The 12,363-nt window shown below is 68.4% G+C and carries 9 protein-coding genes and 1 pseudogene; 6 read left to right on the forward strand and 4 right to left on the reverse strand.

Annotated elements, in window-relative coordinates; all coding sequences use genetic code 11:
• Nucleotide 1: 1 nt before the first annotated feature.
• The 3 genes from ASE35_RS12655 to ASE35_RS12665 all read left to right on the forward strand — a co-directional run bounded on the left by ASE35_RS12655 (nt 2) and on the right by ASE35_RS12665 (nt 2,367).
• Nucleotides 2–808, forward strand: coding sequence for a hypothetical protein (locus ASE35_RS12655; RefSeq protein ID WP_157489454.1), 807 nt, complete (start codon nt 2–4; stop codon nt 806–808).
• 361 nt (nt 809–1,169) lie between these two features.
• Nucleotides 1,170–1,874, forward strand: coding sequence for a hypothetical protein (locus ASE35_RS12660; RefSeq protein ID WP_057164077.1), 705 nt, complete (start codon nt 1,170–1,172; stop codon nt 1,872–1,874).
• Between the two features lie 7 nt (nt 1,875–1,881).
• Nucleotides 1,882–2,367 (forward strand): DUF2846 domain-containing protein, encoded by a 486-nt coding sequence (locus ASE35_RS12665; protein WP_056180076.1) that lies wholly within the window; start codon nt 1,882–1,884, stop codon nt 2,365–2,367.
• 72 nt (nt 2,368–2,439) lie between these two features.
• On the opposite strand, the gene ASE35_RS12670 is transcribed toward ASE35_RS12665, so the two are convergent.
• Entirely contained in the window at nt 2,440–2,958 is a 519-nt protein-coding gene (locus ASE35_RS12670) for a hypothetical protein (protein WP_200957025.1), read from the reverse strand.
• Nucleotides 2,959–3,145: 187 nt separating this feature from the next.
• Between ASE35_RS12670 and ASE35_RS12675 the strand changes: the two are divergent.
• Both ASE35_RS12675 and ASE35_RS22055 read left to right on the forward strand, forming a co-directional pair.
• Nucleotides 3,146–5,170, forward strand: a pseudogene (locus tag ASE35_RS12675) (sodium-translocating pyrophosphatase); the annotation flags it as partial.
• A gap of 75 nt (nt 5,171–5,245) precedes the next feature.
• Complete coding sequence (locus tag ASE35_RS22055) at nt 5,246–5,593, forward strand: OmpA family protein (RefSeq protein ID WP_235567253.1); 348 nt, start codon at nt 5,246–5,248, stop codon at nt 5,591–5,593.
• Between the two features lie 61 nt (nt 5,594–5,654).
• On the opposite strand, the gene ASE35_RS12680 is transcribed toward ASE35_RS22055, so the two are convergent.
• Nucleotides 5,655–7,139 (reverse strand): adenosine deaminase, encoded by a 1,485-nt coding sequence (locus ASE35_RS12680; protein ID WP_057164081.1) that lies wholly within the window; start codon nt 7,137–7,139, stop codon nt 5,655–5,657.
• Between the two features lie 281 nt (nt 7,140–7,420).
• Here ASE35_RS12680 and ppa point away from each other — a divergent pair, with 281 nt between their 5' ends.
• The gene (gene ppa / locus ASE35_RS12685; RefSeq protein WP_056180085.1) at nt 7,421–7,975 is read left to right on the forward strand and encodes an inorganic diphosphatase; all 555 of its coding nucleotides are present in this window, start codon (nt 7,421–7,423) and stop codon (nt 7,973–7,975) included.
• Nucleotides 7,976–8,140: 165 nt separating this feature from the next.
• On the opposite strand, the gene ASE35_RS12690 is transcribed toward ppa, so the two are convergent.
• Both ASE35_RS12690 and ASE35_RS12695 read right to left on the reverse strand, forming a co-directional pair.
• Nucleotides 8,141–9,130, reverse strand: a complete 990-nt coding sequence (locus tag ASE35_RS12690) for an aspartyl/asparaginyl beta-hydroxylase domain-containing protein (protein ID WP_056180088.1) — start codon at nt 9,128–9,130, stop codon at nt 8,141–8,143.
• A 140-nt stretch (nt 9,131–9,270) separates the two neighbouring features.
• Nucleotides 9,271–12,102: a TonB-dependent receptor gene (locus tag ASE35_RS12695; protein WP_057164083.1), complete on the reverse strand. Its 2,832-nt coding sequence runs from the start codon at nt 12,100–12,102 to the stop codon at nt 9,271–9,273.
• Nucleotides 12,103–12,363 lie beyond the last annotated feature (261 nt).

A 12,363-nucleotide genomic window follows, 5' to 3' on the forward strand; every position in this document is an offset into this window, starting at 1 on the left:
CATGAAAGCCAAGCCGATCACACTATTGCTCCCGATGCTGCTGTTGCTGCCCGCCCTGCCGGCGCTGGCCGGCCAGTGCGACGACAATTTCAGCAAGAAGGGCAATGCGCTCTCCGGCGCCGAGTATTCGACCTCCTACAAGGTCGCGGGCCTGAGCGTACCCAGCGCGATCGGCCAGATGCGCAACCTCGCCATCGCCGACGGCATGGACGTGCTGGACGAAAGCCCCGACAGCGGCTCGCTGTTGCTGGAGGAACCGGCGAACCTGGCCCACAAGGGCCTGCAGGTGTATGTCACCGCCAAGCCCGACGGCACCGTGTCGATGCTGATGAAGACGCGCCGCGGCGCGTTCGGCAACGCCGACGGCATCCGCAGCGAGATGTGCAAGATGCTGACCCAGCTCAAGCCGGGCAAGGCGCCGGTCGCGCGCGCCGCGGTCAAGCCGATCGAGATCCAGGCGACCGCGCTGGCCACCGATATCGAACGCCAGGGTGTGGAGAACTCCGCCGCGATCGACGTGCGCTTCGCGGGCAAGGTCTACAACATCAAGGGCGTCAACAAGGGCGTGGCCGGCAAGAAGGGCGCGTTCGAGCTGTACTTCGACATGAACCCCTCGCTGGTTCCGGGCTTCGTCCCCAGCAAGTCGCGGCGCGGCGAGCTGCGCATCGCCTGCCGCATGATGCCCGACCAGAACGCCTACGCGCTGGCGATGCGCAACGGCGACAAGATGTATCTCAACGCCACCTACGACCACTACGACGAGTCCAGCTACCTGGTCTGGCTGAAGAACTGCCGCGGCATCCAGTAAGCCCTGGCGACAACGCGCGGGCGGCGCTTCGGCGCCGTCTGTGCGCCGCTTACCCCAGCCAGCGCGGGCCCTACCGCTTCGGCGCTAGGCGCTACCGTTCTGGCGCGCGGCCTTGAAGCCGCGCCACCATCCCAGGCGCCGTTTTGGCGTCACGTAAGCAGCGACTCATCTGCCCCCCCTCGACGCCGAGCCCTTGCGGCCATTGACTCGGCGCCTCGTGCGTGGCGTTAGCGCCGGCCCGGCCTGCGGTCGTAGGCGCTCTATCGCGATCGCGGCGCCCCCTGCCCGCGCACGCGCGCTGCGCTTGCCTGGAATCCGAGCCTTGGCTAAGGTGCGGCCACGCTCAGGGGGGGCGTCGCTCATGTTCAAGTTCGCAGCCGCGCTGGCGGCTTTGCTGGTCGTTCCGGTTACGCAGGCGCAGGACGCCGTTGCCGCCGCGCCGCTCCCCGCCGTAACGCCTGCGCCGACGACACAACCCATCGCTGCGCCGGCCGCCGCCGACGATCCCGCGACGGCCGCCAACGCCAACGCCAACGTCTCCGCACCCGCGCCTTGCTGCCGGCTCGCGGCGGGCAGCGCGGTCGAACTGCAGCTAGGCGAAAGCCTGTCCTCCGCGCGTCACAAGCGCGGCGACCGCTTCGCGCTGCGTCTGAGCCAGCCGTTGACGGTCGACGGCGCCGAACCGATACTGGCCGGCACGCCCGCCGTCGGCGAGGTGGTGCACGGCGCGCGTTCGCGCGGCGGCGGCCATCCGGGCGAGTTGCTGATCGCCGGCCGCTATCTGGAATTCAACGGCCGCCAGATCCCCTTGCGCGGCTTGTCGGTGGGGCAAAGCGGACGCGACCAGATCAACGGCGCGATGGGCGCGTCCCTCCTAATCGGCCCGTTCGCGATGTTCGTGCGCGGCCGCGAAATCGAGATCCCCGCCGACACCGCCTTGCGCGCCAAGCTCGCCCAGGAACTGGAGCTGACCGTCGCCGGCACCACAGCCGCGACCGCGCCTGCCTTACCCGTTTCTCCGTCGCCGACCACCGCGGCCGACGCCGTTCAACCACCCCAGGAGTAGTTCTTAGATGAACCTGAAGTTCCGTGTTTCCGCTCTCGCGCTCGGCCTGATGTTCTCCGGCGCCGTGCTGGCCCAGGACACCGCCCCGCCCGCCGCGACCGAAGCCAGCGCCGAAGAGGCCGAAGACACCGCCGCCGACGCGCAGCCGGCCGGCAAGATCGGCGTGCCGCCGCAGGGCAAGGGCCAGATCGTGTTCTTCCGCCCGTCCAAGTTCGTCGGCGGCGCGGTCGGTTTCAAGGTGCGCGAGGGCGAGACCGAGCTGGGCAAGCTGCGCAGCGGCAAGTACTTCGTCCATGTGGCCGAGCCGGGCACGCACGAGTACCGCGTACATGGCGAGACCAAGGACGTGCTGACCATGGAAATCGAAGCCGGCGAAACCTACTACGTGCAGGGCACGCTGGGCATGGGCATCGTGGCCGGTCGTCCGAACCTGGCGCCGACCGACGCCGCGGCGTTCAACGCGCTGGCCGACAAGCTCAAGCTCGCCAAGTAAGCCTTATCGATCGCAACGGGCGCCGCGGACACGGCGCCCGTTTGCGTGCAAGTGATCGGCGCGCGGCGCGCCCTAACCGCCGCAGGATTTGCCTTCGACCGCCATGACGGCGGCGAACATCGGCACCGCCGCCAGCTGCTTGGCCGCGGCCTTGGCCTTTTCGTCGGCTAGGTACAGACGCGCCTGGCCCTGACCGTCCAGCTTGGGCGGGGCGACGTTAGCCGGCTTGCGCCACACCCGCACCACCGCCTGCTGCGAGGGGCAGGCCGCGTTGGGCACGCGGATCAGATCGTTGAATGACCAACCCGCGGCCAGCGAGGGCTGGGCCTTGGCGGCGTCGACGAAGCGCGCGCGCGGCTGGCAACTGGGGCTGGTGCGGACCACGGCGAACTTGTAGGGCTGCGCGGCCTGGCCGGTGAACTGGCCCTCCAGGCGGGCGCAGGCCTCGGGGATCTGACGCAGGGTGTGGACGGCGCCCAGCGCCTGCGGCTGCCCGACCGGGCGCTGGATTTCCGGGGCGGGGTCGGTACCGGCGGCGGCGGCCAGGGCCGGCAGCGACAGCGCGGCGAGCAGGACGGCGGCGATGCGCATGAACAGGCTCCATCGATACGTGACTGGGGTCGCAGGCTGGCACGCCGGGGCTGAACCCTGGTTTCACGAGGTTTCACAGGCCCAAGCCCTGTGCGATAGTCCCAGCGTTGCCGCGCCGGGACTTCGGCCTGCGACCTAAAACTTTAGGTGATCAGAAATTCCTGATGTCCACTCTGGGGAGGGGTTCATGCTGGAGCAGTACGGTTTGACCTTGGCGCTGGCTTGCGCCGTCATCGCGATCCTGTACGGGATCATTTCCGCGCGCTGGATCAGCGCTCAACCCGCCGGCAACGCACGCATGCAGGAGATCGCCGGCGCGATCCAGGAAGGCGCGCGCGCCTACCTCAATCGCCAGTACAGCACCATCGGCGTCGCCGGCGTCGTGCTGTTCGTGGTCATCGGCTTCTTCCTGAACTGGCCCACCGCGATCGGCTTCCTGATCGGCGCGGTGCTGTCCGGCGCGGCCGGCTACATCGGCATGAACGTGTCGGTGCGCGCCAACGTGCGCACCGCCGAAGCCGCGCGCAAGGGCATCGGCCCGGCCATGGACGTCGCCTTCCGCGGCGGCGCCATCACCGGCATGCTGGTGGTCGGCCTGGGCCTGCTGGGCGTGGCCGGTTACTGGCTGGTGCTGGCCAAGATGGGCATCACCGGCGAAGCGGCGCTGCACGCGCTGGTCGGCCTGGCCTTCGGCTCCTCGCTGATCTCGATCTTCGCGCGACTGGGCGGCGGCATCTTCACCAAGGGCGCCGACGTCGGCGCCGACCTGGTGGGCAAGGTCGAAGCCGGCATCCCCGAGGACGACCCGCGCAACCCGGCGGTGATCGCCGACAACGTCGGCGACAACGTCGGCGATTGCGCCGGCATGGCCGCGGACCTGTTCGAGACCTACGCGGTCACCGTGATCGCGACCATGCTGCTGGGCGGGCTGATGATCGCCCAGGCCGGCCACAACGCGGTGCTGTATCCGCTGGTGTTGGGCGGCGTGTCGATCATCGCTTCGATCATCGGCGCGTTCTTCGTCAAGGTGAAGGCCGGCGGCTCGATCATGGGCGCGCTGTACAAGGGCGTGATCGTGTCGGCGGTGCTGGCGGCGATCGCGTTCTACCCGATCACCACCCAGCTGATGGCCGACTCGTCCTACGGCGCGATGAACCTGTACTGGTGCGCGTTGATCGGCCTGGTGCTGACCGGCGTGATCGTGTGGATCACCGAGTACTACACCGGCACTCAGTTCAAGCCGGTGCAGCACGTCGCGGCGGCCTCGACCACCGGGCATGGAACCAACATCATCGCCGGCCTGGGCGTGTCGATGAAGTCGACCGCGCTGCCGGTGATCTCGGTGTGCCTGGCGATCTGGGGCGCGCACGCGCTGGGCGGCCTGTACGGCATCGCCATCGCCGCCACTTCGATGCTGTCGATGGCCGGCATGATCGTCGCCCTGGACGCCTACGGCCCGATCACCGACAACGCCGGCGGCATCGCCGAGATGGCCGAGCTGCCGCCGGAGGTGCGCGCGGTGACCGACCCGCTCGACGCGGTCGGCAACACCACCAAGGCGGTGACCAAGGGCTATGCGATCGGTTCGGCCGCGCTGGCCGCGCTGGTGCTGTTCGCCGACTACACCCACAACCTGCAGGCCGCGCATCCGGGCACCGTGTTCTCCTTCGACCTGTCCGACCACTACGTGATCATCGGCCTGCTGATCGGCGGCCTGATCCCGTATCTGTTCGGCGCCATGGCGATGGAAGCCGTGGGCCGCGCCGCCGGCGCGGTGGTGGAGGAAGTGCGCCGTCAGTTCCGCGACATCCCCGGCATCATGGAAGGCACCGGCAAGCCCGATTACTCGCGCGCCGTGGACATGCTGACCAAGTCGGCGATCAAGGAAATGATCGTGCCCTCGCTGCTGCCGGTCGCGGTACCGGTGGTGATCGGCCTGCTGCTGGGGCCGAAGGCGCTGGGCGGCCTGCTGATCGGCACCATCGTGACCGGCCTGTTCGTGGCGATCTCGATGACCACCGGCGGCGGCGCCTGGGACAACGCCAAGAAGTACATCGAGGACGGCCACCACGGCGGCAAGGGTTCCGAGGCGCACAAGGCCGCGGTCACCGGCGACACCGTCGGCGACCCGTATAAGGACACCGCCGGCCCGGCGATCAATCCGCTGATCAAGATCATCAACATCGTCGCGCTGTTGCTGGTGCCGCTGCTGCCCAGCGGCGCCGGTCCTGCCGACGCGGCCGCGGCCGCGCACGGCGCGCCGGTGGCGGCGCTGTCGGCGCCGGCGATGGGGGCCGCGCCGGCTACCGCCGACGTCACGCCGGACTCGCTGGCCACGCTGTACTTCGAAAGCGGTTCGGCCGCGCTGCCGGCCGAGTTCGAAACCGTGCTGTCCAAGGCCTACCACCGCATGCAGCGCGATCCTGCGCTGAAGGCGCGCGTGTCGGGCTTTCACGACAGCAGCGGCGATCCCGCGCGCAATGCCGATCTGGCCAAGCAGCGCGCGTCGGTGGTCAGGGACTGGCTGATCCAGCAGGGCCTGTCCGCCGATCGCGTGAGCATGGACAAGCCGGTCCAGATGGAAGGCGACGGCACCGCCAAGGAAGCGCGCCGGGTCGAGGTCCGCCTCGAGTAAACGCCAAGCTTCGGGGTTCGGGAAACGGCGGCCACGGCCGCCGTTTTCTTTTCCGGCGCGCTCAGCGCTGGCCGCGTTCGAAGCGCGCGAACTCCTGCTCCAGGCGCCATTGCAGGCGTGCCTTGGCGCTGGCTTGCAACAAGGCCGCGCACGCCGGCGCGGCGATGTCGCGCGCGCAGGCGTCCACGCGCGCGCCGCCGGCGCGGTCCTGCCACAGGCTGTCGCCGGCCAGGAAGGCGTATTCCAGACTGTCGCGCGCGAGCTGCTTGAGCTGCGCATAGCGCAAGCCTTGCTCCTGCACCGCGCGCTGGTATTCGTGGGTCATGTCGCTGCGCAGCACGCCCTGATCGTCGGTGGCCAGGACCACCGGTACGCCCGCGTCCAGGTAGGCGCGCAGCGGATGCTGGGCGCCCTGCACGCCGAGGATGGCCGCGTTGCTGCTGAGGTTGATCTCGACCGCGATCCGTTCGCGCGCCATGCGCTCCAGCACTGCGCGCGCGTCGGTCTCGTAGGCGATATCCACGCCGTGGCCGATGCGGCGCGCGCCGGCCACCGTCACCGCCTCGCGCACGTGGTAGCGCAGCTCGCGCGGCGCGACCAGGCCCAGGGTCTGTTCGCCGGCATGCAGGGACAAAGGCACCGTGGGGTGACGCTGTTTCAGGTAAGCGAACAGGCGCATGTGCAGCGAGTAATCGCGCTGCGCCACCGGGTGATGCTCGGGGCCGACGATGTTGACGCCGACCCAGCGCGGATCGGCCTGCACCAAGGCGAAACCGAACACCATCGCGGCGAAGGCCTGCGCCGGCGGCCGATGGCGCGCCACCGGAATCTGATAGCGCACCTCGACCGCGCAGGCGGGCTTGGCGGCGGCGCTCGCGCAGGCATGCGAGGCGGCGAACGCGGCCTCGTCGCGATCCAGCTCCGCGCGCGCCTCGGCGATCGCGGCCGGCAGCAGCGGCGCCAACACGGCCAGCAGCGCGTCCGGATCGCCGCCGTCCTGGCCGCTGGCCTTGGCCGCGTCGAGCAGGCCCTGCGCGCTGCGCGGCATCGACATCAGTTCCAGATAGGCCACCTGATCGTCGGCGGCCAGTTCGCGCGCGGCCGCGACCACCCGTCCGGCGTCGTCGGCCGAGACCGCGCGGAAACCGTCGAAGCTGGCGAAGAAGCGGTCGAAATCGGGCAGCGCCGCATTGCGCATCGACAACGCGTCGATCGCGCGGCTGTAGGCGGCGTAGTCCCGACTGGCCAGATCGCGCGCCGCGACCGACCCCGGCGCCTCGCAGGGCGGACGCACGATGCGATGGCTGTCGGCGGCGACGCAGTAGCCCCGCTCCGCCGCCCAGCGCAGGTAGTCCTCGGCGTAGACCGAGCCGCTGGCGTGGTTGTGCAGGTCGCCGCCCTTGGGCATGGCCTGCAGGAACATGCGCAGTTGCGGCGGGCTGTCGGCGATGCGCTCGAAACGCGCGGCCGTGCGCGCTTCGTCGGCGCTCGCCGGCTCGCCGGCGGTTCTGGCCTCGGCGGTCGCGGCCGGGGCGAGGCATAGCATCGCCGCCAAGCCGAGTCCTGTCCTGTATCGCATCGTCGCTCCCTGGTCGGTCTCGGTCGCGGCGGGACCCGATCGGCCCGCCCACACCCCTGGCTTGCGTGCGGCTCAGCATGCCGGGACGGCGCATCCTTGACCATGCCGGGCTCCGGCGCGGGCGCGCGCCGGGCCGAATCGGCGGCTCGGCCGGGTCGATGCTGCATCGCAACAGCCGGCCGCGTAGAATGCCCGCTCTTTCATCGGCCCGTCCCCCGACGGGCCACCAGCAGTCGGAGCTACGCATCATGGGCCTGGACCTCGTCCCCACCGGCAAGAACCCGCCGGAAGAGATCAACGTCATCATCGAAATCCCCAAGGACGCCGAGCCGGTCAAGTACGAGGTCGACAAGGCCTCCGGTGCGATCTTCGTCGACCGCATCCTGTCGACCCCGATGCGTTACCCCTGCAACTACGGCTATGTGCCCCACACCCTGTGCGGCGACGGCGATCCGGCCGACGTGCTGGTGGTGCTGCCGCTGCCGTTGATCCCCGGCTCGGTGATCCGCTGCCGCCCGGTCGGCGTGCTGCGCATGACCGACGAAGCCGGCGGCGACGAGAAGCTGCTGGCGGTGCCGATCGACAAGGTCTTCGCCGGCTACAGCCACATCTCCGACATCGAGCAGGTCAGCCAGCATTGGCTGGACCGCATCGGCCACTTCTTCGAGCACTACAAGGATCTGGAGAAGGGCAAGTGGGTCAAGCTGGACGGCTGGGGCAACGCCGCCGAAGCCAAGCAGATCCTGCTGGAAGCGATCGAGCGCTACAACGCCACCGAAGAGAGCGACAAGCCGAAGTTCTGAGGCCGTCGCGATTTCGGTAGGACGACGAAGGCCGCCTCAGGGCGGCCTTCGTGTTTTCGCAGCGTAACCGCCTTGCCGTTCGCGCTTCCGCTGGCGGCGGCCGAATGGCGGATGAGCGCCGCTGCAGGGCTCGCAGTTACGCGTTTGGGAGCCGCCTGGCAGCGGCTAGGCGTTATCGCCCACCGCGCGCTGCTGCTCGGCGTTATTGCCAGTCGCAGGCGCCTGGCCACCCACCGCGAACTTGGCGACGATGGTCATCATCGCGTTGAACCAGCGCAGCTCGTTCTTGAGGCGGATGGTCTGGCTGGGGCCTTTGACCTCGTCGATGAAGCGCTGCAGGGCGTCGCGGTAACTCGCGCGGCCTTCCGGGCGCTCGCCGTACTCGAACCACAAGCCCTGCCACACGCGCGCGAAACGCATCGAGGCCTGGCGCACCTGCTGCAGTTGCGGATGCGGCTCGGCGTCGGCGAACAGCAGCCCGAAGTGCGCGTTGAGTTCCCAGGGGCTCATCACCGCCGGCACGTTGACGATCTCGCAGGGAAAACGCGCGACCTCGTTCTCGCGCGGCGCCACCGCCTGCTGCGGCCAGCCGACGGGCGCGACATTGTGCGGGCGGCCGCGCGCGACCAGTTCCCAGAACTCGCCGCCGCCGACCGTATCGACGACCAGATGGATGCGCGACTCCACCGCATCGTTGATCACGCGGTGCTGGCGCCAGGTATCGAAGATCCAGCACTCGCCCGCCGCCATATTGATCGCGGCGTCGCCGCACTCGAAGCGCACGGTCGGCTGGGTCACCACCGGCACGTGCACGCGCACGCGCTCGGCCCAGTAGTAGCCCTGGTCGGCGTGGCGGGTGACCTCGGCGTGGCCGGACAGGCGCATCAGGCGGCTGCGGCCGACGGTGGCGCCCAGGCTGGCGAACACCTGGGTCAGGTACGGGCAACGCAACAGTTCCGGGGTCGGACGCATCTGCCCGGAGAAGGCCTCGTTGGCCGGATCGCCGTCCACCGCGACCAGCGGCAGCATGGAATTGCCGGCGAAACCCTGCGGGTGCGGGCGCCAGGGGCCCTCGCCCAAGGCGGCGATCTCGGCGGCCAGCCGCGCCGCATCGATGGTCAGCGGCAACTGGATGAACGGCACCTGCAATTTCATCGGGCGATCCGGGCTTGCGACCGGCCTATCGTACACAGGACCGTCGAGCCGTCGCCACGGCGGCGGCGCCCCAAAAAAAAGGAGGCGGGCCCATGGCCCGCCTCCCGGTACTGCGTGCTGCCTACTACGGCAACCGTCGATCAGAAGCGCTGACGGTACTGCAGGTAGTAGTAACGGCCCGGCAGGTCGTACTGCGGATCGAACATGTTGTACTTCGCGGTCAGCGACAGCGGCGGATCCTTGTCGAACACGTTGTTCGCGCCGACCGAGACGGTGGCGTTCCACGGCGTGTTGTAGCGGAACTGCATGTCGTGGTACGTGGTCGCGCCCAGGTGATTGCGCGGCGAAGCGCCATCGGCGGTCACGCGGTTCGGATCCGAGCAGTAAGCCTGCGCGCTCGCGCCGGTGAACGGGCAAACCTCGTCGATGCCCGACTTGTAGCGCATGCCCCAGGTCGCACCGAAGTCGCCCTTGGTCCAATCCAGGTACAGATTGGACTTGATGCGCCAGTACGGATCGTTCGGCAGGTACAGGCCCTGACGCTCTTCGGCGACGGAGTCCTTGGTGGCCGTAGCGATCCACTTGGAGGTGTAGCTGGTGTCCCAGGTGATCGAGAACTTGCCGTAGACCGTTTCCGGCAGACGGTAGTTCAAGGTCATGTCGTAACCCTCGACCTCGTACTGCGCGAGGTTGAGCAGCGGCATCTCGAGGTTGTCGATGATGTTCGGGTTACCGGCGGAGGTGCCGCCGCGCTGGTACAGGCCGCAGTAAGCCGCCTGCTCGCCCGGGGTACCGGCGTAGCACTTGTCGAGGATGAACTGCGCTTCCGGACGGGTGATCGCGTTCTCGATCTTGACCTTGTACCAGTCAAGAGCGATGTCGAAGCCCTGCAGCCAGCTCGGGCTGTAGACGAAGCCCAGGGTCTTGCTGGTCGAGGTTTCCGGCGACAGCTTGTCGTTGGAGGTCCAGGTGAAGGCTTCCAGCGTCTGACGCGACGAACCGTTGCCCGGCTGGACGTAGTTCGCCGGCACGCCTTCGGCGGCGCAGCGAGCGGCGACCTGCGGGTTGCTACGCAGCGGCGAGTGGCTGGAGCACGGGTCGATGTAGCTCTCGAACGAGTCGGTGTTGCCGCCGTAGAGGTTGCTGATGCTCGGGGCGCGGAAGCCCTCCGACCAGTTACCGCGGATCAGCAGGTCGTCGATCGGCTTCCAGCGGAAACCGAACTTGCTGTTCAGCGTGTTGCCGAAGTTGCTGAAGTCCGAGTAACGCGTGGCGACCGAGAAGTCGAGCAGCTTGGCGAACGGCAGGTCGGACAGCACCGGCACGGCGACTTCGAGGTAGAACTCGTCCAGCGAGTACGAACCGGCGGTGGGCGAACGCGCGTTGCCCGTGCTCAGGCCGGCGGCGATGAACGCATCCGGATCGAACTGGCCGCTCTCGGTGCGGTGCTCATAGCCCGCGGCGAAGCCCAGCGGGCCGGCCGGCAGGTCGACGATGTCGCCGCTGATGTTGAGGGTGTAGCTCTTGGACTCGACCTTGGCCGAATCGTGCGCGGTGAAGCCGGTGTACGCCAGGCCTTCCGGCGTGATCGAACCCAGGCCGCCGAGCGGATTGATCGGCACGCAGCCGGCGATGATGGCGCCGCCCGGAGCGGACACGCACACGGCCTTGCCGTCGCGCATTTCCGACGGACCGTAGGCGTTGCGCAGCGCGGCCAGGTTGAACAGACCGTAGGTCAGGGTGTTCTCGTCGGACTTGTCGTAGCGGTAGCCGGCGTCCCAATCGAACTGACGCTCGCCGACGCTGAAGTAGCCTTCCAGACCGCCGTAGAAGTGGAAGTTCTTGACGTCCTGGTTGTACGAACGACCGCCGGTTTCCTGGAAGCGGCGGTTGACGCCGACCAGGTCGCGCACGCCCTTGTACTCGGCCGGCGCATACAGGCTGTCCTTGCTCAGGGTCAGGCCGGTGACCGGCATGGCCGCGAGCAGCTGCTCGGAGATGCGCTGGTTGTACAGCGTCTCGGTGCGGAAGGTCAGGTTGTCGGTGATGTCGAACGTGCCCTGCGCGAACAGCGAGGTACGCTCCTGCGGGGTCAGCAGGTAGTTGTCCGGCGCGGTGTTGTAGCCGTGCACGGCCGAGTCGTAAACGACCTTGTTGCCCTGCGCGTCGAGCACGTAACGCACGTCGTCCGCGGTGGCGGCGGTGCCCTTGTTGTCGACGAACGAGCCCGGGAAGCCGGTGCCGCTCTGGCCGGAGTAGAACGGAGCGCCGCCCGCGGAGATCTTGCGCGCGCCGGCCATCACGGCCTCTTCCTTCACGTAGGAAGCGCCCAGCAGCAGCGAGGAGCGGTCGTTGCTCACGCCCAGCGAGAAGTCGTACGCCTGACGGTCGCCGTCCTGAGCGTTGTACTGGCCGAAGTACGCGCCGGCTTCGGCGCCTTCGAAGTTGCGACGGGTGATGATGTTGACCACGCCGGCGATGGCGTCGGAACCGTAGATGGTCGACGCGCCGTCCTTCAGCACTTCCACGCGCTCGATGATCGAGGCCGGGATGGTGTTGAGGTCGACCGAACCGTCGAGCTGGGTGGTCCAGCGGCGGCCGTTGACCAGCACCAGGGTGCGGCTGCTGCCGAGGTTACGCAGGCTGATGCCCGAGGAACCGTCGCCGCCGTTGTTGAAGGTCGAGTTCAGCGCGGCGCCGTTGCTGGAGATGCGCTGCAGCACGTCGGCGACCGAGGTCACGCCCTGCTTGTCGATCTCGGCGCGGGTCAGGGTGAAGATCGGCTGCGAAGTTTCGATGTCGGCGCGCTTGATGCGCGAGCCGGTGACCTCGATGCGATCGAGCGTCGTAGCGTCTTGGGCGGGAGCTGCATCGGCTTCTTGGGCGCTGGCAAACGCCGGCACCAGTGCGATCGCGATACCGGCCGGCAGCAAGCCGAGCCGCACCGCGGGACGCAAATTGCGATGGTTCATCTATCTCTCTCCAGTAATCGTTATGGGCGTGTTAAAACGCCCAGCAAAATTACGTTCCGCTGGCCATCGCTGCTTTGCGCGCGGCGCTGAGAGACTTTGCCAAGTCGGTCCGCGAGCTCACACGCGCTGCGTCGTCGCACAAGCAACGCGAACGCGCGTAACACGCGCAAACAAAAAAGCGAAGCCGCTGATGTCAGCGGCTTCGCTCGTCGTTCTCACTCCACGCCGATGCGTCGCGACGCGCACATCTATATATGTGCG

Source organism: Lysobacter sp. Root916 (assembly GCF_001429785.1).
Classification (GTDB): domain Bacteria; phylum Pseudomonadota; class Gammaproteobacteria; order Xanthomonadales; family Xanthomonadaceae; genus Lysobacter.